We start from the raw sequence: 21,296 nt of genomic DNA, 5'->3' as shown, positions 1-21,296 counted from the left end.
TAGGACTGCTAGGCTCGGCTCGCGCGAGATGGAAACCTGTACCATCGCATAGATCGCGTTCCTACACTATCGTGCGAATGTGGAATGCAAGGGATGCCCGCAAATGGCGACATCGGCCGGCTTCAGGCGCTTGCTATGCGGGACTATCGTTGTTGCCTGGGCGCTCAGCGGACGACCGTTGTTGGCGGACCCGCTGCGGCTCGTCAACGATGATTATTTGACTCTTTACGAGAATGACAAGATGTCGGGATTAGGGGTCGAAGTCCTCAGGCAGGTCTTTGCCGGCCTGGGACGGGAAGTCTCCTTCGAGCGCTTCCCCACGAAGCGTGCTTGGATGATGGTGGTCCGCGGCGAGCGCGACGGAATGGTCGCCACATTTCGAACCATCGAGGGAAAGCGGTTCTGCTCCTACTCTGACGAGCCGTTAATCCAAGATAGGTGGGTGTTGTTCGTGCGCACGGCCGACATCGGGAAGCTGAAGTTCTCGTCTTTCGACGATCTGATTGGACACGACGTCGCTATCCGGGAAGCAGTCCCTGAGGTATCGGAACAAGTGTCGCCCGAGTTGTGGAGCTTCTTGGGCCAGCATCACAACATGGTCGCAACCAACGGCACCCCCGTCGGCCTCCGCATGCTGGCAGCCGGCCGCGTCGATTATGCGGTCGCGAGCCTCACCTACGGGATGAGTGAGATCACGAAGATGGGATTATCCGGAAAGATCGAGCCGCTATTGTCCCGCAGCGTGAAAGAAGAAGGTGTTTATGTCTGCTTCACCAAGGCGCGCGTTTCGCCCGCTTTGGTCGACGCCTTTTCGCGCGCCTTGAAGCAATTCAAGCAGACCGAGGCGTTTCAGGCGATCTACCGAAAATATTTCCCGTAACGTCCTCCCGCCCGATTTTCCGCGATAAGCGACTCAGCATCTTAGCCGAGGCCGAGGCCTGGCTCGAGGAGAAGGCCTGCCGGCTCTATCCCGAAAGCGCCTTCGCGTAGGAAGAGCCGACTCGTGGGCTTTATTGTGCTCTAGGTTGACGTGGCAATCCATGTGCGCCAATTCGCGGGTTCCCGAGGATCTCAAGGCTCCGCGGAAGAAAGTCGCCAGTCGACCCCTCAACCGTGGCTGCGCTCGGAGCCACTGCCCGAAACGCGCTCCGCCGCCTCTTTGATCTCGGGCTTGATCGCCCTCCCCCTCTTTTACAGTGAAAAGCGGATCGTTGCGGACCGTGCGTCCTTCTAGGGCTAACCGTAAACGACAGCCGGCTTACTCTGACCCACTTCGATGATGTAGCCGTCTGGATCGCGAATGTAGCAGCGAGTCTCGCCGTACTTTTCCATCGGCTCCGTGATGAATTCAGCGCCACGGGCTTGCCAGCGTTCATAGCAGCCGTGGATGTCAGCAACGCGGATATTCATGAAGCTGCTGAGTGAATCGGGATCGGGGGGAACACCGAGCGTCACCGACGGTTTGTCAGGTGTGGGACCACCCCCGATGTTGACGATGAGCCACGTGTTGGCGATCTGGACGTATCCCGGCGCGCCACTGCTATCGCCCAGGCTCAGGATGCGGCCTCCGAAGACCGTCTCATAGAATCGTGCCGAGCGTTCGATGTCGGCGACTGTCAGAAAATGCGCGATGGTAAAGCCATGCTGCGGGGGCATTGCATAGATTTCATCCTCAACTCGTACTTGGGGCATCCGCGACTCCTATTGAGAGAGTTGTCGAAGTCTTCGCGGGCCGCCATGGCGCGCGCCGACAGGTTTTAATGTGGCTTCGCTGACACGGGTTTTAAGTTGGCCTTTGGTATCGATCCGTCTCTGAGCCGGCGCGGGCGACGCCTATGCAGCCCGCTCACCTGACATTCAAGACGAACAGTGGCCGGGTCCTTATGGCCGTCATAGTGGCCGGGAACTGCTCGAACGCGGTCATGTCATGCTCCCTGTTCGAACTGACGATCGAGAAAGTCGCGGACCAATGTCGCGATTTCGTCGAGTTTTTCATCGAGCGCAAAGTGTCCGGCGTCGAGAATGTGGATCTCGGCGTCTGGCACGTCGCGGGCATAGGCATACGCGCCAGCGACGGTGAAGGACGGATCGTAGCGTCCCCAGGCCACCAGCATCGGCGGCCGATGCACGCGCAGCCACGCCTGCCAGACTGGATAGGCAGCGACATTGCTTTGATAGTCGTAGAACAGGTCGGACTGGATGCGGCCCTGTCCCGGACGCGAGAGCATCGCGGCCTCGTCGGTCCAGCTGTCCGGATTGTATCGTTCAGGCCTGGGGCTGCAGCCGAGATGGCGCTGCCGCGCGCTCTCGATTGAGGTAAAAGTGGTCATCACTTTTTCCTCGTGCGCGGCCCGGTCCAGCCAGAAGGCCTTGCGCGCATCCCACAATGATCCGAGGCCTTCTTCATGCGACACGGCATTCTGGATGATAATCGCCCGCACGCGTTCGGGATGGCGGATCGCCAGCCGCATCCCGATGGGGCCGCCATAATCCTGCTGGAGGAGGACGTAGCGCTGAAGGCCCAGCGCCTCAACAAATCCCTCGATTACCTCGGCGAGATGGTCGAAGGTGTAAGCGAAACTGTCCGGCGAGGGCGCATCGCTATGGCCGAAACCAGGATAGTCGGGCGCAACCAGATGATAGCGGTCGGCCAGCAGCGGCAGCAGCGTATCGTACATGCGCGATGACGACGGGAACCCGTGGAGCAGCAGCAGGGTCGGCGCATCGCGCGGGCCTGCTTCACGGTAAAATAATCCCAACCCATCCACCTCGACTGTGCGATACGTCAAGGTCGCCGACGTCGAAGACGAAACCATGTGAGCTGAAGCTCCAGTATGCTTTTCGGGGAGACGCAATGGGGCTCAAACCCCCTTTGCAGCCAGCAGCTTGCGGTATTCGGCGACGGGCATCCCGCCCCAACCCCAATTCTCCATCTCCACTTCCTCAAACACCACCCAGGTCCAGTCCAGCGGCTTCCCAAGGACGTCGAGCAGCACCTCGCTCACGCCCTTGTAAATGGCTGCTTTCTGCTCCGCTGTAACATGGTCCACACCGGGCTCGGTGCCCTCGCGCGTGAGCTGGACGGTAACAATAGGCATGAAGGTCTCTCCCTTGAACGGTGAATCAGTGGCCAGCGCTCTGGCCGCCGTCGACATGAAGCGTTTCCCCCGTCACGAAAGAGGCATCCTCCAGGTAGAGGACCGCGCCGACGATGTCGGAAATCTCGCCCAGGCGGCCCAGCGGATGCAAGGCCGCCAGCGCCTCGTACGTCTCCGGCGCATGCATCGGTGTCCTGATGACGCCCGGCGACACGGCGTTCACCCGGATTCCGCTGCGGGCATATTCGATCGCCAGACTACGGGTCGCGGCGTCAACCCCGCCCTTTGTCAGCGAAGCGAGCACCGATGGCACCTTCGAACTGGCCTGCTTCACCAAGCTGGTGGTGACGTTGACGACATGGCCGCTGCCCTGACGTTCCATTGCGGCGATCACGGCCTGGGTGGCGAAGAAGAAACCGGTCAGGTTGGTCGCGACCGCGCGGGCGTAATCCTCTGCCGAATATTGCGTGAAACCGCTAGCAAGGAAGACGCCGGCGTTGTTTATCAGCGTGTCGACCCGTCCGAAACGCTGCAATGTTTCCTCGACTACGCTCGGCCCTGTGGCGGGGTTGCCGATATCGCCTGCGATCGCGAGCAAGTCCGATCTGTCGGAAGGTTTGATAGAGCGAGAGGTGACGACGACGCGGTAATTCCGGCCGAGATAGGCCTCAACCAGCGCTGCGCCAATGCCTTGCGACCCGCCGGTGATGACAGCCACTTTTTGTTCAGTTTCCATGACAGACCTCGATGATTTTGGGCGCCACCGACCCAGCCGCGCCGCGCCTATTCCGGATTTGAAGATGTGGACAATCAAGGCTCGCAACCATCGTCCAATGGTGTCGCATATACTTTGGTATCGGCGGTTATAACGTGCCCTATCCCCACATTGTTGGTAATCGAGTGGCGCCTCCACAGTGCCGACCAATATGTGACGGAGATTGTTGATCATTCATCCGCACGGGCTTTGCCCGCCAATACTCAGGGCGCCAATCCACACGGCGTATCTCCGTCTTAAGTATTGCCGACACCTTGGCGCAATAGAATGTTTCGGCGGGGTCTGCTGTGGTCTTTGCAGAACATCGCGAACGGCGCTCTCGTGGCGGGGCGGCGTTACCGGAGGATCTGGCCATGCTAACAGGATGTGCGAATCCATCAACCGCATCGTGCCAGCCGCTGGCATCGCATCTAGTCGAAGAGATCAGCCACCGGGTGATCAACGAATATAGCGAAGCGATAGCGATCCTGTCGCTGGCCGCGTCCCGGGGAGAGGTGAAGGCTGCGCCGGCGTTGAGGCGCGCAGCGGACCGTCTGCAGGCGATGGCGGAGGCGCATCGATCCCTTCTCGTACCGATCGCTGAGGAAGACATCGACCTGGGTCATCATGTCGGGAAGTTGTGTTCCAGCCTGTCGCGCGCGTCCCTCGGCGAGCGGGGCATTCAGCTGACCGTTGCGACGGATGAGATCCAGCTCGACGCCGCGCGATGCTGGCGTGTCGGTCTGATCGTCTCCGAACTGGTCCGGAACGCGTCACGCCATGGCCTGAAGGATCACCAGGGTTCCATCCGTGTCACACTGAGCAAGGGTGGCAGCAGCGTCTCGTGCGTCGTCCGCGACGACGGGTGCGCGGGCTCTGATCTGCCCGAGGGATCTGGAGGGCGGTTGATACGTGCGCTGACCGCAGAACTTGGCGGCACGGTGGAATGGAGATTTACCCAGCGCGGATCGGTTGCGGGTGTGTGTTTCCCGCTGATCACGCCTTAGCTTCAGCACGCGAAAGCTTCTGCACCCAAAACTGCCAGCAACGCGGTCTGCGCTCCTATCAGAACGCGCGCGGTACCAATGAGGTTGAGCCAACTTCGGGCAGGAAAGCCGATGCGAATCAATGCCACCCGACCAGCGGTCAGCATCCTGCCCCCGTGCGACCGACTTGCACCCCAACTGGAGGACGTCGCATCAGAACCGAATGCGCGATCCTTACCGGCGGTTGTTCCGGGCGTGCAGAATCTCGTCCGCCGCCTTGCCCGCTTTTTCGCTCAGGCGCGGCAAATCTCGTAGAGAAACCAGCTGCGCCGTTCGCTTTCGTCGATCCATCCTTCGATCAGGCTCGCGGTGGCAAAATCCGAATAGCTATCGCACAGCTCATGGACGCGACGCAGCTCGGCCACCAACTGCTTGTTGTCGCCGTGAAGCTCGGCGAGCATGTCCTGCGGATCAACATAGTCGGCATTGTTGTCGAGGATGCGCTGGCGTCCCGCGATATCGGAGATCGAACGGATCGTGGTGCCGCCGATCTTGCGCGCGCGCTCGGCGATCACGTCGGTCATCGCGAAGATTTGGTCGCCATGCTCGTCGAGCAAGAGGTGATAGTCCCGGAAATTCGGACCACTCATGTGCCAGTGAAAATTCTTGGTCTTAAGATACAAGGTGAAGACGTCAGCGAGCAGGCCGGCGAGGCCGGCAGCGATGTCGCGGGTCGCGTCGGAACCAAGATCTGTCGGAGTGCGCAGGAAGCGATCCGAACCGGCTGTCTTGCTTAACTGTTGCGTCATGATCCCAGGTCCCTCTACAGGCGGCGCACCGGCGTCTTTTCGATACGTCAGAATACGAAATGCCGTGTTCTGATCCAATCAGACGAAGGTATAGGCGCGCTCGCAGGGACGCGATTGCATCTTAGTGAGGCCTTCACGAGCGAATTGACGCAAGCCGGATTTGACCGCAATCACCGTCAAACCATGCGCCTGAAAACTTACCGCATTGGGATGGCGGCGCTCAACCTGCCACCGACACCAAGGTGCTATGGACCGTGTCGGGCAGTACGGGCATCGTGTATCGATGGCTGAACCGACATCCAAGTGACCGAAGTCCCTGTCGCCGACGGCGCTCGGCCGCCGGGTCGAGGCCGGAGGCGCGGCAGCATCGTCTCGCCAGGTGAAACCTTCGTGATCAAGCTGGAAACTTGCCTTGCCCGGAATTTACCCGACGTGTCTGTCCTTCTGGGCTGGCGGACTGGTTGGGGAGCGGCGGCCGTCGGCTCTCTTCATTTGGTACAGCATCGCACATGAACGCAAGGATCTCGGTAAGACTGATCAAATGGACAATCAGGCCACCGTTCAGCCGATTACCGTGGCCATCGAGGCCAGCAGTCTGCATGACCATGTGGCGACGATAAAACGAGCGCTGGTGGGATCGCCGGTCCGCAAATGGTTGGTCTGGACCTCGGTCGGTATCATGGCCGTCATCATCGCGACCTCGATCGGCCAGGTTCTGCTCAACCGCTGGAATCAGCCTTTCTACGATGCGCTCGCGCGCCGCGACATGGCGGCCTTCCTGCACCAGCTTCTTGTCTTTGCGGCCATTGCTGGCGGGCTGCTGGTGCTCAATGTCGGCCAGACCTGGCTCAACCAGATGGTCCGGCTGAAGCTGCGCGAAGCGCTGACGCTCGACCTGATCGACCAGTGGATGCGCCCCGCGCGCGCCTTTCGGCTGGCCAATGCCGGCGCCATCGGCGTCAATCCCGACCAGCGCATGCAGCAGGACGCCGCGCATCTGTCCGATCTGTCGACCGACCTCGGCGTCGGGCTGCTGCAATCCTTCATCCTGCTGGTGTCCTTCGTCGGCGTGCTGTGGCAACTCTCGTCGGGCTTCGTGTTCCACATCAATGGCTGGTCGCTAGCGATACCGGGCTACATGGTGTGGGCGGCGTTCATCTATGCCGGCATCGCCTCCTGGCTGAGCTGGCTGGTCGGGCGACCGCTGATCCGCCTCAACAGCGATCGCTACACGCGTGAAGCCGAGCTGCGCTCCTCGATGGTGCGCGTCAACGAGAATGTCGATGCCATGGCGGTCTACCATGGTGAAGCCGATGCCAAACGGCGGCTCGAACTCGACCTTGGCACGGTGCTGGGCGCGATGCGGCGCATCTATACCGCCCAGATCAGCCTGTCCTGGGTCACGGATACCTATGGCTGGATCACCGTCGTGGCGCCCATACTGGTTGCTTCGCCGGTCTATTTCTCAGGCGATATCAGCTTTGGCGGACTGATGATGGCGGTGGGCGCCTTCAACCAGGTTCACTCGTCCTTGCGCTGGTTCATCAACAACATCGGCAGCATCGCCGATTGGCGCGCCACGCTTATGCGCGTCGCCGACTTCCGGATCGCGCTCGATGAAACCGATGTGCTGCATGGCACGGAAAGGCGCATCGCCTTCGGCGAAAACGTCAATGGCAGCCTGACTTTCGAGAAGCTCGAAGTGGCCTCCCCGGAGGGCTGCACCAGGCTCGCCGACCAGCATGTCGAAATCCATCCCGGCGAGCGCGTCATGATCACTGGCGAGCCGGGTGCCGGCAAGACGCTGTTCTTCCGCGCCATTGCCGGGCTTTGGCCTTGGGGCAGCGGAAAGATCGGCCTGCCGGCTGGAGAAACACTCATCTTCGTGCCGCGCGTCCCGTATTTGCCGGCCGGCACATTGCGCGAGGTGCTCAATCACGCGAACGGGCATGCGCCCGCAAGTGATACCGATATTGCGGCGGTGCTGGCCGAGGTCGGGCTTGAACGGCTGTCGTCGTCACTCGACCGCGTCGGGCGCTGGGACCATGAATTGGGCGATGACGAACAGCGCTTGCTGGGCGTGGCCAGGCTTGCCTTGCGGCAGCCGAAATGGGTGATCATCGACGAAGCGATGGATGCGTTCGATGGCTCGTCGCTCAAGGGGGTGCTGTCGCTGCTGGAAAAGCATCTGAAGGGTGCCACGATCATCAACATCGGGCGCGGCCAGCACAACAATCAGTTCTTTCCGCGCGCGTTGACGATCGTCAAGGATTCCGGCGCACCGGCGCTGAAACCTGCTCGCGTCAGGGCCGGCGCCATCGATCCGCCGCCGGCTGCTGTCCGCCGCAAGCAATAGACCGATATTCAGAATCGCGCCGGGCGTCGCCATCGTCTGTTCGGTTCGTCACCGCCCCTTACATCCCTATGTTGCGCGACGACCACGCAGTTCGCCTGAGGCAGCGCTTATCCCGGGGGAGGGTCTGTTAGACCAGAAGTTTGCGCGCGATTGGGGGCGGCACGGCCTCTGTTTAGACGGGTCGGCAGCCCGTTTGATCACCGAGCGGTCGGCCCTGCCCTGCCAGACCGACACCATGGTCTTGGCGATACGTTCGTCCAATCGCGGGCCAGAAGCCAATGCCTCATCTTCGAGGCATCGAGCATATAAACATCGAAGGAGCTTCCAGTGGACGCCAAGACAACTACCTCGCAGATTCGCCTGACACGCCGGACGCCCACCTATTGGCGAGTCACGTTCGACAATGCCCCGCTCAATGTTATGGGTCCACAGATGGTGCAAGAATTCACACATCTGATTGACGCCATTGAGGCTGACGAAGACGTTCGGGTCGTGGTGTTCGACAGTAGCGTCGACGGATACTTCCTCAACCATTCAGACTTCAAGGCGCGGATCGAGGATATGCTCGCGCTGCCACCCGGGCCGACGGGCCTGCCGCCCTGGCCGGATTTTCTTGTGCGGCTGACGCGCGCGCCGGTGGCCTCGATCGCCCTCATCCGAGGTCGCGCTACGGGTAACGGGAGCGAGATCACCCTTGCCTGCGATATGGCTTTCGTTAGCAAGGAAAAGGCCATCATTTCCCAGTGGGAGGTTGGCGTGGGTATGGTCGCCGGCGGCGGACCGATGGCCCGCCTGCCTCACCTGATCGGTCGCAATCGCGCCATGGAGGTCCTGCTGACCTCCGAGGACATCCGTGGAGAACAGGCCGAGGCGTATGGCTACGTGAACAAGGCCCTGCCCGACGTAGATCTCGACGCGTACGTTGATGCGCTCGCCACTCGGATTTCCAGGTTCGACAAGTGGGCGATCGCGCAGACCAAGCGCCTGGTCAATACCAGCCTTACGCCGGATGTCGAGCTAGGCGCCGGCTGGGAAGCCTGCATAGCTTCGCTGAGCCGACCCGCCGCCCAGGAGGGAATCAAAGCGCTGACCGCCAAGGGCTTCCAGGCACCGGGAGATGTCGAGAATCGACTGGCTTTCCATTTGGGCGAATTGCCACCGCGGTAGACCGCTGTCGATGTAGATGGCACCCCCTCAAAGAAGGAACAATCCCATGGATCTGCTCACGAAAGCGAAGACACTGGCCGAACGTGTGGAGGCAGAGGCGACAAAGGCCGACGTCCCTGTCGCAGTATGCATCATCGACGTTCACGGCAATCTGGTGCTCCAACACCGGATGAACGGCGCGCCTGTCTTTGCGCTCGAGATTTCCGAGCGCAAGGCGTATACCTCGGCCCTCGTGCGCCTGCGCACGGCTGACATCCTGCCGCTCGTACAGCCGGGGCAATCGCTGTATGCGTTGCCCACGGTCGGCGGCGGGCGCTTTTGCCCCATGGGTGGAGGTATTCCTCTGGTCGACGAAGACGGCAAGGTGTATGCGGGTGTCGGCGTCAGCGGCGGCACCGCAGAAGAGGATGTTGCCATCGTCGAGGCTGCTGTCCGCTAACCACGCTTCGGGCAAATTCGCCAGAGCCTCGGCCAAGGGCGACCGGATCATCTTCGAGCCCGACGGAATATCGGTTTTGCGAAAGACAGCAGCCCCGAAGCTTTCCACGACGGCGGCACCGCGCTGCTGGTGTATGAAGGCGCCCTGTCATCCAACGAAATCCGCGTCGGTGCCGTCTGATGGCCAACGTCACGATCGACGAGATCCGCAAGGCACATGGTCCGCTCAAGGTGCTTCATGGCGTCTCGGTCGACATTCACGGCGGCGAGTTCGTGGTGCTCGTCAGCTCGTCCGGCTGCGGAAAATCGACGCTGCTGCGGATGATCTCTGGGTTTGAAAACATCACCGGCGGGACGATCGGCATCGGTGGGCGGGTCGTCAACGACCTGCCGCCCAAGCAGCGCGACATCTCCATGGTGTTCCAGAACTATGCGCTCTATCCGCATATGACGGTGGCCGAGAACATGGCGTTCTCACTGACGCTGGTCGGTGCCCCGAAAGACGAGAAGCAGAAGCGGGTTGCCGAAGCCGCTGAGATACTTGGGCTGGCGCCGCTTCTCTATCGCTATCCGCGCCAGCCTTCAGGCGGCCAGCGCCAGCGCGTGGCCATTGGTCGATCGATCGTGCGCAAACTGCAGGTCTTCCTGTTCGACGAACCGCTCTCCAATCTCGACGCAAAGCTGCGCGTGGCCATGCGCGCCGAAATCAAGACCCTGCACCGCAGGCTGGCCACGGCCATTGTCTACGTGACCCACGACCAGGTCGAAGCCGTGACCATGGCCGATCGGATTGTGGTTATGAACGGCGGCCGTATCGAACAGAGGTCGGCCGGCCGCTCGACCTCTATGACGACCCACAGAGCATGTTCGTTGCCGAATTCATCGGCTCGCCGTCGATGCACCTGCTGAAAGGCCGCTTCGACGGCGCGACCGGCCGGTCTGTCTTCAAGACCAATGACGGCATCGTGCTGCCGCTACCCGGCAGCGTTTCCAGGTCTTCCGGCACGGAAGGGTTCTAGGGGATCAGGCCGGAATATTTCACCATCTCTCCGGCAGGTTCCGGTATCCCGGCCCGGATCGTGGTCGTCGAGCCGCTCGGTCCCGAAACGCAGGTAACCGTGACCGTAGGCACACGGACTGTGGTGACGATGTTTCACGACCGGATCAGCGTACAGCCTGACTAGACCATCTGGCTGCAGCCACAGGCCGACCGCGTCTGCCTGTTCGACACCGCCGGACGACATTTAGCGTAGAGCCCGTCGATACCGTCAAGAAATTTGGGCCCTGTCCAGCGAACCTCTGTATGCATCCAAGAGGGTGGCTCCACCGCATCGATGTGCAGCCGGCTACTGCCTCTCTTTCCCGTCTAGAGGAGCCGGCAATAACGAGCCGGTCGTGGCCAGAATGATGGTTCTCGCGGCTAGCCACATGATGAGCAGGTTTGCGGCCGCAAAAATTGGGAGAGCCAAGACGCCAGCCAAGCCCGTGTCGCCTCGGACGGCCAGTTTTTCAATCGTTGTCGCCAATGCCGTGGCGCCGAAGCTGACGCTCCATAGACCGGCGGAAAAACGGCGAACGATCCGTGGAAGCACGCCGCCAAGGACAACTGCCTGCAGGATTGCGTAACCGATGAGACAGTGAACAAAAACGTCTCCGGAGGTGCCCGACGGGTTAACATAGGCTAGCGAGCAAACCGCCGGAGGAGCGAGCTGGACCCCAAGGGTCGGCCGGATCTGGTCTCTGAGCGGCTCACCAAAATAGAGCCGATAGAACAAGACGGAATCGATTGTAAGCCACGAGAAGAGCCCGGCACCCAAAGCCAGTTGGGCCCACTCAGAATGCCCGAATGTCGACAGCCCAATGCTAAGGACGAACGACGCCGCGGCGACAGGCAGGTACAAGGCCGGCGTCGCGTCCGATAGAGCGATTGTCGCTTTCCAGATCATTTGCGAGTGCCAAAGCCCAAATCCAACCGCGAGCACCCCACCGATGCATAGGAGGATGGTGGCCGCTGTCGCGCTGAACGGCAGCACGCTCACCGCGGTTAGCATAATCCCGACACCCGCCAGACCAGGAAAGCAATTCTGAACGGGATCCGCGAGTTCGGCTCGCACGGCCAATGGTGCTAACCACAACTTCAAAGCGTAAAGGGTCAAAAGAGCTGCCCATATGCACATGGCCAATATCACGACCGCTACAGCAATTCCTTGCGGAGCTGCCCACAGTTGATGCGCAACCTGCCACATGACGGCAAAAGAACTTGTCCCGAGGCCGATGGCAAAGAACGAGGCCGGAAACCGGGCTATTAGAGATCGCTCTGTCGGCAGATGGATCACGGGCTGACGCTCTAATGCCACCATTCCTCCGGGACGCAGTCCACTCACTTGCGCGACGCCGTCAGATTCGGACCACTCTTTCATAATTGCACCTCACGAATCTGCCCGAAATCGCAGAGCCTTCCAACCAACGTCTAACGGATATGGGCGACTGATCGCACGCCCTATGCCCATCGAGCCCCTAACGCATCGCGGGCAATTTCAACGTCACGACTGTGCCTGACCCAAGGATGCTTTCAAGATCGATGCTCCCTCCCGATTCTTCAACGAAGCGTTTCACCATCGGCAATCCAACGCCGCCTAGGCCGTCGCCTTTCGTCGTGAAGAAGAGATCAAATGCCCGGACCATCGTCTCGCTGGTCATTCCAATTCCATGGTCTTCAACACGAAGATCCACCTGGTTGGAATTTTCCGATACAGAGGCGTGAACTGAGATCAAACCGCCGTCAGGCATGGCATCGCGCGCATTAAACAGAAGGTTGAGGACTGCATTTTGCAAGCCAACCCGATCGCACCTCACCAAAGGAAGGTCGGAGCCGACGCAAACCTCGAGATGGATGTTCTCATTCCAGGCGCTTCGAACCAGAGAATGGACGTCGGCCAAGCAAATGGCCACGTTTGCGTGCGCAATCACGCCTTCGATCTCTCTAGCTGTCCTGATGGTTTGCCTGACAAGGCAACCAGCTCTTTCCAGAGCGGTTTTGGCACCAGCAATTACGGTCCCGCTCCCGGAGCCGTTGCGATATTCGGGTCTCGACCCAGGTGGTTCAACGCGGACGAGGCGACCTGAATGAGATTCCCCAGGTCATGAACGATGCCGGCGGTCGACATCTGCAAGGCCAGACGATCCTGGGGAAAATTCCTCCCGGCGGCAAATACACTTTCATCTATTTCTGTACCCGACATTCCATTCCTCCGTTTGCTCGGTCGACAGTTCTCGCGTTACGAAGTACACACACCGTCGCGCCCGTCGTGGTTGAGGGCAGTCTAACTGGATGCCAGAAGCACTCTTCTCAAGGTCGGGTTCAAAGAACTCCCGCGCACAGTCCGGCGCCGATAGCCACGCAGATCGCGCCAGCAATGCGATTGACCGGACCTGGCGCCACGCGTTGCAAAGTGAGCCCCAAACCGATGCCGACCGCATGCAAGATGGCCGTTGCGAGCAAAAACCCCGCGACGTATTCCAGCCCATTCACGTTATGGACGACCTCGGCTCCGTGAGCATGTCCATGCAGCAGCGCAAAAACACCAACGATCGCGGCGCCGACCCATACCGGCGGATTGACCACCAATGCCAGCATAAGCCCCAGCATGACGACTGAGGCCAGAATGCCGGCCTCAACAAAGGGTAAGGCAATCTGCGCCAGGCCAAGCGAGCCGCCGACCAACATGATTGCGACGAAGGTCAATGGCCACACCCAGAGAGCGCGACCCCCTTTGACAGCTGCCCATAGGCCGACTGCCGTCATGGCGGCGATATGATCGAGCCCGCTTAACGGGTGTGCGACGCCGGCTGCAAAGGAGACGGCCAAACCGATGCTCGGATGCGCCGAGGCCGGCACCACGAAGGCTAAGGTTAGAACTATCCAAGTCGAGATCAATCTCATCGTAGTCTCCTTCGGTTCAACAGATATAAAGTCGTAACGCGTCTGCTTGCAGAAAGGGGCACGTCGGCATCACAAGGAATAGCTGCCCTTAATCGTGAGCATCGTGGGGGGGGCCTAAATAAGGGAACTCAGCAAGCAGGTCGCCATGCGCCCCAACCCCGTCCCCCGCCAACTTGCCGTTCGTAAGGATGGCCATAAAAGCATCCGCGGCGTCGTCTGTAAGTGTCCTGCCATTTTCCGGAAAGGACGCAGGCCGTCTCGGGTCATAGGGCATGATATCTGGCAGCAATGTCCTTGCCACCCGCTCGGCTTCATCCGGCCGATATCCACCCGTGTGCTCAAGCGCGTGTGCGAATGTTGCGACAAACCGGGCGTCATCTGCAGGTTCCCCGGCGAGATAAGCCTCTTGCTCCTCACCGGGCAGGAATACGGCCTGCTGAGGGCGCGCACCCCGTTCGACCTGCACCCAGCCCTCACTTTGCTTGTGCAGTGTGCGTGCCCACAGGCCAACCGGTTTGGTCCCCAACGCGGAGTTGGGCACTTCCAGAACGATGCTGCAGACGTCTTTGTCAGAAAAGAAATCAGTACCGGTGAAATGCAGATCATTCACGGCACCCAAGGTGTCAAAGAAAAATGCTTCGCTTCGCCACCCTGCAAAAAAACGGTAGTCGCCGGCCTCGGTCACCTGCGCACCCCGGCCTGTCGACACTGGAGCCTCCAGAAAGACAAGCTCTCCACCGTCGTCTGTCCCAGCGGCCAGTGCACCCTCAACCCGGCGTACCGTGGCGATCTGCATCGCTCCTGGTAACGACGAAACGCGTACACGGTACGCAATGTCTGCGACCGCATCACCATTTGTGTCGATCTTGATCTCGTAGAGGCCGTCAGTCGAGAACGGTTCGTTAGTGGTGGGCTCCGGATCGATTACAGTAGAGGACGGATGCACATTCATGATCAGGATCGACTTTTCCACGTCCCCCGGCTTCGGAAAGGCATAGAGATCGGTGAGATCCAAACGCGCATCTGCCTGCGGGAACCCGAAGTTAGGACCTGAATAATGATGTGACATCGTCATATGCTCCTCAGCGGAAAATTGATTGACCCGGTCCAAACCCGGCGTGATGGGCGCTTGCATCGTCCAAAATCAGACGCACCGATGCCGATCAACAGCGTCCAACTAATTAAGTACTGACAGCGGTCAGAGCCGGAATATATTAAACGATGGTATTCCCGATACTTTGGTGTCGATCGCATCGATGCCTCGACGTGCTAGTTTCCACCGGTAAGCGCTGACGCTGAGCATCCCTCGGTGACGGCTCGCTGAGTGGAACTGGCTGGCAGTGGCTGGCCGAAAGGACGCAGTGATGGCTCGCTTGCTGTCGGTCAATGTGGGCTTGCCGCGTGGCATTCCATGGCAAGGGAAGACCGTCGACACCGCGGTCTGGAAAGCGCCAGTTCAAGGCCCACGCCAGGTCCGCCGGCTCAACGTCGATGGCGACAGGCAGGGAGACGTGGCGGGGCACGGCGGCGAGCAACGGGCGGTTTTGGTCTATCAGATGGATTCCTATCGCTTTTGGCGAAGCGAGCTAGACCGCAACGACTTTACCTACGGACAGTTTGGGGAAAATTTCACGGTCGATGGGCTGCCGGATCATGAGGTCTGTATCGGCGATCGTTACCGGATCGGGAGCGCCCTGTTCGAAGTGACGCAACCGCGCGTCACTTGCTACCGGGTCGGTATTCGCATGAACGAGCCGCAAATGGCAGCGCTGCTGGTTGCGCGTGGGAGGCCCGGCTTCTATCTGCGCGTCCTGGAAGAAGGCCAGGTCGAGGCTGGAGATGAGATAGTCCAGGTTGGGATGGGCCCCGAGCACATGACAGTGTCAGAGGTCAATGCACTGCTATACTTGCCCGGTCACCCTCGCAGCCAGCTGGAACGGGCGCTGCGAATCCCGGCTCTGAGCCCTGGCTGGCGGGGATCGTTCCAAGCGCTACTTTTGCAGAACGAAAGTGGCGGTGCGACAACCGGAAATGCCGGGCTTGATCCCGCGTCCGGGCCGCCTCCTGCGTGGACAGGATTTCGCCCGCAGCGTGTGGTGCACAAGATCCGCGAGAGCAGCAGCGTAATGTCATTGGTGCTAGAGCCCACGGATGACTCTCGCCTCGCCCCAGCTCTTCCAGGCCAGTTTGTCGTGCTGCGCCTGCGGCTAGCGCCCGATGCGCCGGCGCTGATGCGCAGTTATTCTTTGTCGAGTGAACCTGGTGACCGCTACTACCGAATAAGCGTAAAGCGGGAACCACATGGTGTGGCGAGTGCCTACATTGACGACCGGGTCAAGATCGGCGACGTGTTGGACGTTAGCGCACCACGCGGTAGCTTCGTTCTTCGGCCCAACGATGCGCCAGTCGTCCTCCTGAGTGCTGGGGTGGGCGCAACTCCCGTCATTGCAATGCTCCACGCACTGGCGGCCAACGGCTCGACACGGGAAGTCTGGTGGCTTCACGGAGCCCGATGTGGCCGTGATCATCCTTTTGCCCAAGAGGCTCGGAACCTGCTCAAAGCCCTGGCCCACAGTCACAGCCATATAAGCTACAGTTCGCCTGATCACGAGGATAGGCTAGGTATCGATTTCGATACTGATGGACATTTGGACATCGGGGTGCTTCGAGAACTGGATGTGCCGCGCCACGCTGACTTCTATATCTGCGGGCCATCGGGGTTTATGGGCGACCTGAGCGCAGGGCTTGCAGCCTGGGGTGTCGCCGCAGACCGAATCCACACAGAACTGTTCGGTCCAGGTCCCTCTAATACCCCCGGCATTGCCACCACTCCAAGCCGCCCGCCGCATCTACCCGCCGAACCTTCGAGTACGGGACCTCTCGTTTCGTTCGCGAGAAGTGGCTTAACCGTCCATTGGGGCTCTGCGTTCCAGAGCCTGCTTGAACTTGCTGAAGCGTGCGACGTCCCGACGCGATGGTCGTGCCGCACGGGTGTCTGTCACACTTGCGAGACCGGGCTTGTGGCTGGAACGGTCGCCTACCGGCCCGATCCAATCGATCCGCCCGCGACCGGCAACACATTGATCTGCTGCTCCCAGCCTAGGGGTGACGTCGTTCTTGATCTCTGATGTGGCGAAATATGACGTCTCACTCGATTTCAGCGCGGCAATTACGTGGCCGCGGCGACCTCCATCACTGCGTCGGCGAAAGCCTGCGGCGCTTCCTGAGGTAGGTTGTGCCCTATGCCGCCGGTGATCAGACGATGGGAGTATCTCCCCGAGAACATCTTCGCATAGGCGCTGGCTTCCGGATGGGGAGCACCATTGGCATCACCCTCCAGCGTGATCGTGGGGACGGTGATGACCGGCGCCTGCGCAAGCCGCTTCTCCAGGTCCTCATACCCAGGCTCGCCTTCGGCCAGACCGAGACGCCAGCGGTAATTGTGGATCACGATCGCGACATGATCAGGATTGTCAAAGGCGGCCGCGCTACGCTCGAAAGTAGCATCGTCGAAATTCCAGCGCGGCGAAGCGAGACGCCAGATTAACTTCGCGAAGTCACGCGTGTATTTCTCATAGCCGGCGCGACCACGATCGGTCGCAAAATAGTACTGGTACCACCATTGCAATTCCGCGCTTGGCGGCAACGGCTGCCGGCCTGCCTGCTGATTGCCAATTAGGTAACCGCTCACTGAAACCATGGCCTTGCAACGCTGTGGCCAGAGTGCAGCGACTATGTTGGCTGTTCGGGCGCCCCAGTCGCAGCCAGCGATTGTCGCCTGTTCGATCTTCAGAGCATCCATCAGTGCAATAACGTCCGCGGCGACCGCCGACTGCTGCCCGTTGCGCATCGACTTGTCGGCAAGAAGGCGAGTCGTGCCGTAGCCGCGCAGATACGGCACGATCACGCGGTAGCCCTTCGAGGCCAGGAGGGGCGCAACGTCGGCATAAGTGTGTATGTCGTAGGGCCAGCCATGCAGCAGGATGACGGCCTCGCCAGTGGCAGGGCCGGTCTCGGCGTATCCGATAGTGAGCAATCCGGCGTCAATCTGCTTCAACGAATCGAATGACTGGCGACCCGCTTTGCCCACAAGGTTTCTTCCCTGAGTGTTCACAGACGGACCCGCCTGCGCCAGCTTGTCCGTTCCCAACTCAAAGGCGGAGATAGCCACCAGCGCGGTGCCGAGTAAGCGGCGGCGATCGTGATCAATCTGTTGTGACGCACAGGCCATTTTTCGTCTCCTCGACTGTGATCCGTTGGTTCTTTGCTAGATTTCAAAGGTGCCGCGCGGAAACCCAAATGCGCGGCCGGGTGGAGGGGCGACCCGGCCGCGCTACTGGGCGGAGGCGATGGGGGAGAATCGCCTCACTCGCCTCAGATTGAACGGCGCAACGGCCTGAACGCTTCTCTGAGCTCGGCACAAAAGATTTGAGGCTCCTCCCACGCCGCGAAATGGCCACCCCTATCCACTTCATTCCAGTGAATGAGATTCCCGAAGCTTTTCTCGCCCCAACTCCGCGGTGCGCGGTAAATCTCAGCCGGGTACACTGTGACCGCTACGGGAACTTTCGGGATGTCGAAGGCATCGAAGGGCCCACCGCCAGCTTGCGCACCCTCCCAATACGACCGCGACGATGATGTCCCCGTATTGGTGAACCAGTAGAAAGAGATGGCATCGAGCATCTCGTCATACGTAAAAACTGTCTCGGGCTGTCCGTCGCTATCGGTCCATTCCGCGAACTTGTCGTAGAAATACGCGGCCATGGCGACCGGTGAATCGGAGAGCGCATAACCGATCGTTTGCGGGCTCTGATTCATCATCGCCGCATAACCAAAACCGTCGCGGTAGAAGTGCAGTAGCCGATCGTATGCAGCCTTCTCGCTGTCCGAAAGTTCCACGGGCGCCGGGTCGAAATTGCGGAGGTGCCGGAGAATGCTGGGAGGTACAGTCCCGGGCATATTGATATGAATTCCAAGAAGGCCTTTCGGAGCCTGAACCGCCAGCAGCTCCGAGATGATCGCGCCCCAGTCGCCTCCCTGACAGACGTAATGCGTATATTCCAGCCTGATCATCAACTCATGGAACGCGTTAGCCATCCGTGCCGGGCCCCATCCGGTCGTCGCCGGCCTCCCCGAGAACCCGTAGCCGGGCATTGTTGGAAGGACGAGGTGGAAGGCATCTTCCGCCCGCCCCCCATGCGCCGTCGGATTAGTCAGCGGGTCGATCACCTTCAAAAGCTCAATGAGTGAACCCGGCCAACCATGCGTCATGAGCAACGGCATCGCCCCGTCATGCCGCGAGCGAATATGCGCGAATTGAATATCCAACCCGTCGACGCTGGTGATGAACTGCGGCAGCTTGTTTAGTTTCGTCTCGACCTTGCGCCAGTTGTACCGGGTACCCCAGTACTCAACGAGCGGCTGGAGCTTGGCGAGTTGAACACCTTGGGAGCGATCGTTGACGGTCTCCCTATCCGGCCATCGTACGGCTTTGATGCGCGTGCGGAGATCTGCAAGCGCCCATGTCGGAACATGGATATGGAAAGGACGGATAGATTCATCTCCGGCCCCGGCGCGCAGCGCCTCAGGCCCCAAACTGACGACCCCAACGGAGGCCGCCGCAACAATGGCATGGCGCCGTATTGGCGATAGCGATATTGCTGACATTGCTTCCTCCTCGATCAACCTCATCTATCCGGATACGATTTTGAGGATCTACATCCGAACCGCATAAATCTATTACACGAAGGTATCGGCAATACTTTCTGGTTGGCGAGTAGAAGGCGGTCGGGGCTGGTCATGAACATTTCCACTGCGGACTGCACCACCCCCGTACGCACCCGATAGCGATACCGCCGCTCAGGTCGGCAACGGCTTGCCGGCCTGCTCGGCTACCATGTACTCGGCGTACCAGTCGGGCCAGTTCTCATCGCGTTGTCCGCCTGTCCACTTCTCGTGCTCGCCATGCGCGGCCGCGGCGCGCCGGAGTGCAGCTGCAAGCTCGCTCAACGAGGTGAATGTCGTGTCGCCGGCCTCCAGGCGTCCCGGCAGCCGCGCAGTGATTTCCTGCAACAACCACCCGTTGCCGTCCGGGTCCTTGAACGAGGCGAACGAGGAGTAACTGCGCCCCTCTGGATCCTTGCCGCTGATTGCCGGCTGTCCAGGACCAGCACGGTGGAACACTTCGCTGGCGTCGGCCCCGCGCGCCACAAGCTGGGCGCGCGCTGCTTCGATATCGGACACAATGAGATAAAGTCCCTGTGCCGAGCCGGGCGCAGCTGACGTCAGGCCGGTGCCGAAGTGGATCGAGCTCGGTGACCCAGGAGGCGTGAATTGTACGACCCGAAACGTGTCGCCGACGGGGAAGTCGGCGTCGAGCCGCCAACCCAGGCCGCCGTAGAAACGCTTGGCGCGATCGACGTCCGAAACGGGGATAACCACGGCCTCGAGCTTCAGGTCGATCATCGGCGTTCTCGCAGTTTCGCTACGCACTACATCATCTCTCATGTCGAGCTCCTTAGTTTGACGGCAGGGCATGCCCAGGTACATGTGCGTGAGCAGTGCCACGCGACCGCGTCAATTACTCGATGCTATCGTCGGATGACTTTCCATTGATCACTGCGACGGCTTCGGCTTTTATCGACATGCGGGGCGCCACCTCTGTGGAGCCGTCCCGACGCCATGCTTCAACCGTGCCCGGAAGCGCGCCGATGATCCCGACAATCGCCGTCGCGGCGAGCAACTCACGTTGTGTGGCCGTTAGTGATCTTGCTGGCATCACGCTGCGCGCTCCATTCGTACGAACGGACCATCCAGTTTCGGTGGAGATTAGTCTATTGCACGTTGGTATCGGCAGGGTTGGCAGTGTTCCCTGCGCATCGCCGACCAGCGATTGGAAAGCTGAGTCAGATCGGTCGATCGGACCGAATTACTCCTCGGCATTCGGCAACCGCAATACTTCGGATCGGCATTTCCCACCGAGGGGCCGCACCCGCCGATTTTGTCTCACTGATCGATGCCAGTGGCGTGGCTTTTGCCGGCGCACTGGACGCGATGGAAAAAACATTCGGCCCTTCTACACCGATGCCAGCATGAAAACGCTTAAACCGATGTCTGAATTCAAGGTAGCGTTCATGGCAATGCCGCAGACCAAGCGCGAGATGATGATGCGAGAATGTCAGGACGCTACCATGAGCAAACCCTACGCCGAGTTCTGCGCTGACACCTCCCAGTGGCTCTCCGCTAGCGTGCCTCCGGAGAGGGATCAGGCCGCGTGGTCATCACAAAATCGCACCCGCGGCGGCGAACGCAATCCACAACCCAAATAGCGGCACCAGGATCCACCGTGCTTGGCTCACACTGTTCTCTGTCGCGCACTCTGTTGGTTCCGATTTTGCTGTGGCGTCGCGCAAGATCTTCTGCCATTGGCTCAAACTTGGCAGAATCGTAGGAAAACTGTCCCGCCCGGTATCTGTGTGTCCCGAATATTTTGCCATTATGCCGCGCAAATCCTCCGACCCTGCAATGTCGGTGACATGACTTCCTCCCAAGTGCCCGCAATGGGCGGTTCGCGGCCCGGTCAGGCTCGCGGTGGGGAGAATTTCCCGCCGGTCGGTCAAGAAATCGGTGGCATCCAATCGCCTGCTCCTTGTCGATCTTGCCCTATCAGGTAGAGCCCAGATCGACCCGCAGTAGCGGCAAATCTATTGTACGATAGTCTCGGCAATACTTTGGGCCACTCGACG

20 protein-coding genes and 1 pseudogene are annotated in these 21,296 nt (G+C 60.2%); 8 read left to right on the top strand and 13 right to left on the bottom strand.

Annotated elements, in window-relative coordinates; translation table 11 throughout:
• Positions 1 to 103: 103 nt before the first annotated feature.
• Positions 104 to 880: a substrate-binding periplasmic protein gene (locus tag NKH70_RS24025; protein WP_353016545.1), complete on the top strand. Its 777-nt coding sequence runs from the start codon at positions 104 to 106 to the stop codon at positions 878 to 880.
• Between the two features lie 356 nt (positions 881 to 1,236).
• Here NKH70_RS24025 and NKH70_RS24020 read toward each other — a convergent pair whose 3' ends face one another.
• From NKH70_RS24020 to NKH70_RS24005, 4 genes are all read right to left on the bottom strand, one after another.
• Positions 1,237 to 1,692, bottom strand: coding sequence for a VOC family protein (locus tag NKH70_RS24020; protein ID WP_353016544.1), 456 nt, complete (start codon positions 1,690 to 1,692; stop codon positions 1,237 to 1,239).
• A gap of 233 nt (positions 1,693 to 1,925) precedes the next feature.
• Positions 1,926 to 2,768, bottom strand: coding sequence for an alpha/beta fold hydrolase (locus tag NKH70_RS24015; protein WP_353016581.1), 843 nt, complete (start codon positions 2,766 to 2,768; stop codon positions 1,926 to 1,928).
• Between the two features lie 93 nt (positions 2,769 to 2,861).
• Positions 2,862 to 3,098 carry a tautomerase family protein gene (locus NKH70_RS24010; protein WP_353016579.1) on the bottom strand — a complete coding sequence of 79 codons (237 nt, stop codon included), beginning with the start codon at positions 3,096 to 3,098 and terminating at the stop codon, positions 2,862 to 2,864.
• Positions 3,099 to 3,123: 25 nt separating this feature from the next.
• Positions 3,124 to 3,834, bottom strand: coding sequence for an SDR family NAD(P)-dependent oxidoreductase (locus NKH70_RS24005; protein WP_353016576.1), 711 nt, complete (start codon positions 3,832 to 3,834; stop codon positions 3,124 to 3,126).
• A 392-nt stretch (positions 3,835 to 4,226) separates the two neighbouring features.
• Between NKH70_RS24005 and NKH70_RS24000 the strand changes: the two genes are divergently transcribed.
• On the top strand, positions 4,227 to 4,859 hold the full coding sequence (locus NKH70_RS24000) for a sensor histidine kinase (RefSeq protein WP_353016573.1): 633 nt from the start codon (positions 4,227 to 4,229) through the stop codon (positions 4,857 to 4,859).
• A gap of 272 nt (positions 4,860 to 5,131) precedes the next feature.
• Here the strand turns inward: NKH70_RS24000 and NKH70_RS23995 are convergent, their stop codons facing one another.
• Positions 5,132 to 5,647: a Dps family protein gene (locus tag NKH70_RS23995; protein ID WP_353016570.1), complete on the bottom strand. Its 516-nt coding sequence runs from the start codon at positions 5,645 to 5,647 to the stop codon at positions 5,132 to 5,134.
• 541 nt (positions 5,648 to 6,188) lie between these two features.
• Between NKH70_RS23995 and NKH70_RS23990 the strand changes: the two genes are divergently transcribed.
• The 4 genes and pseudogenes from NKH70_RS23990 (at position 6,189) to NKH70_RS23975 (ending at position 10,792) form a co-directional block, all read left to right on the top strand.
• Positions 6,189 to 8,003 carry an ABC transporter ATP-binding protein/permease gene (locus NKH70_RS23990; RefSeq protein ID WP_353016541.1) on the top strand — a complete coding sequence of 605 codons (1,815 nt, stop codon included), beginning with the start codon at positions 6,189 to 6,191 and terminating at the stop codon, positions 8,001 to 8,003.
• Between the two features lie 327 nt (positions 8,004 to 8,330).
• The gene (locus NKH70_RS23985) at positions 8,331 to 9,170 is read left to right on the top strand and encodes an enoyl-CoA hydratase/isomerase family protein (protein ID WP_353016538.1); all 840 of its coding nucleotides are present in this window, start codon (positions 8,331 to 8,333) and stop codon (positions 9,168 to 9,170) included.
• Positions 9,171 to 9,216: 46 nt separating this feature from the next.
• Positions 9,217 to 9,609 carry a GlcG/HbpS family heme-binding protein gene (locus NKH70_RS23980; RefSeq protein ID WP_353016535.1) on the top strand — a complete coding sequence of 131 codons (393 nt, stop codon included), beginning with the start codon at positions 9,217 to 9,219 and terminating at the stop codon, positions 9,607 to 9,609.
• A gap of 179 nt (positions 9,610 to 9,788) precedes the next feature.
• Positions 9,789 to 10,792: pseudogene (locus tag NKH70_RS23975) on the top strand (ABC transporter ATP-binding protein).
• Between the two features lie 162 nt (positions 10,793 to 10,954).
• Here NKH70_RS23975 and NKH70_RS23970 read toward each other — a convergent pair.
• From NKH70_RS23970 to NKH70_RS23955, 4 genes are all read right to left on the bottom strand, one after another.
• A complete protein-coding gene (locus NKH70_RS23970) occupies positions 10,955 to 12,028 on the bottom strand; it encodes an SLAC1 family transporter (RefSeq protein ID WP_353016532.1) in 1,074 nt (357 codons plus the stop codon).
• A 97-nt stretch (positions 12,029 to 12,125) separates the two neighbouring features.
• A complete protein-coding gene (locus NKH70_RS23965) occupies positions 12,126 to 12,548 on the bottom strand; it encodes a sensor histidine kinase (RefSeq protein WP_353026199.1) in 423 nt (140 codons plus the stop codon).
• A gap of 421 nt (positions 12,549 to 12,969) precedes the next feature.
• Positions 12,970 to 13,551, bottom strand: coding sequence for a HupE/UreJ family protein (locus NKH70_RS23960; RefSeq protein WP_353016524.1), 582 nt, complete (start codon positions 13,549 to 13,551; stop codon positions 12,970 to 12,972).
• Positions 13,552 to 13,639: 88 nt separating this feature from the next.
• The gene (locus tag NKH70_RS23955) at positions 13,640 to 14,686 is read right to left on the bottom strand and encodes a DUF4331 family protein (RefSeq protein ID WP_353016523.1); all 1,047 of its coding nucleotides are present in this window, start codon (positions 14,684 to 14,686) and stop codon (positions 13,640 to 13,642) included.
• Between the two features lie 229 nt (positions 14,687 to 14,915).
• On the opposite strand from NKH70_RS23955, the gene NKH70_RS23950 reads away from it, so the two are divergent.
• Complete coding sequence (locus NKH70_RS23950; RefSeq protein WP_353016521.1) at positions 14,916 to 16,679, top strand: MOSC domain-containing protein; 1,764 nt, start codon at positions 14,916 to 14,918, stop codon at positions 16,677 to 16,679.
• Positions 16,680 to 16,720: 41 nt separating this feature from the next.
• Here the strand turns inward: NKH70_RS23950 and NKH70_RS23945 are convergent, their stop codons facing one another.
• The 3 genes from NKH70_RS23945 to NKH70_RS23935 form a co-directional block, all read right to left on the bottom strand.
• Positions 16,721 to 17,782: an alpha/beta fold hydrolase gene (locus NKH70_RS23945; RefSeq protein ID WP_353016518.1), complete on the bottom strand. Its 1,062-nt coding sequence runs from the start codon at positions 17,780 to 17,782 to the stop codon at positions 16,721 to 16,723.
• A 143-nt stretch (positions 17,783 to 17,925) separates the two neighbouring features.
• The gene (locus tag NKH70_RS23940) at positions 17,926 to 19,242 is read right to left on the bottom strand and encodes an epoxide hydrolase family protein (protein ID WP_502908390.1); all 1,317 of its coding nucleotides are present in this window, start codon (positions 19,240 to 19,242) and stop codon (positions 17,926 to 17,928) included.
• A 168-nt stretch (positions 19,243 to 19,410) separates the two neighbouring features.
• Complete coding sequence (locus NKH70_RS23935; RefSeq protein WP_353016512.1) at positions 19,411 to 20,016, bottom strand: VOC family protein; 606 nt, start codon at positions 20,014 to 20,016, stop codon at positions 19,411 to 19,413.
• A 245-nt stretch (positions 20,017 to 20,261) separates the two neighbouring features.
• Here NKH70_RS23935 and NKH70_RS23930 point away from each other — a divergent pair, with 245 nt between their 5' ends.
• Complete coding sequence (locus NKH70_RS23930) at positions 20,262 to 20,879, top strand: hypothetical protein (protein ID WP_353016509.1); 618 nt, start codon at positions 20,262 to 20,264, stop codon at positions 20,877 to 20,879.
• On the opposite strand, the gene NKH70_RS23925 is transcribed toward NKH70_RS23930, so the two are convergent.
• Complete coding sequence (locus NKH70_RS23925) at positions 20,832 to 21,188, bottom strand: hypothetical protein (protein WP_353016506.1); 357 nt, start codon at positions 21,186 to 21,188, stop codon at positions 20,832 to 20,834. The two genes, NKH70_RS23930 and NKH70_RS23925, sit on opposite strands and share 48 nt — an antisense overlap.
• Positions 21,189 to 21,296: the final 108 nt, after the last annotated feature.

The sequence above is a fragment of the Mesorhizobium sp. M0991 genome (assembly GCF_040318915.1).
Lineage (GTDB): Bacteria > Pseudomonadota > Alphaproteobacteria > Rhizobiales > Rhizobiaceae > Mesorhizobium.
This window is presented reverse-complemented; position numbering and strand designations above follow the sequence as displayed.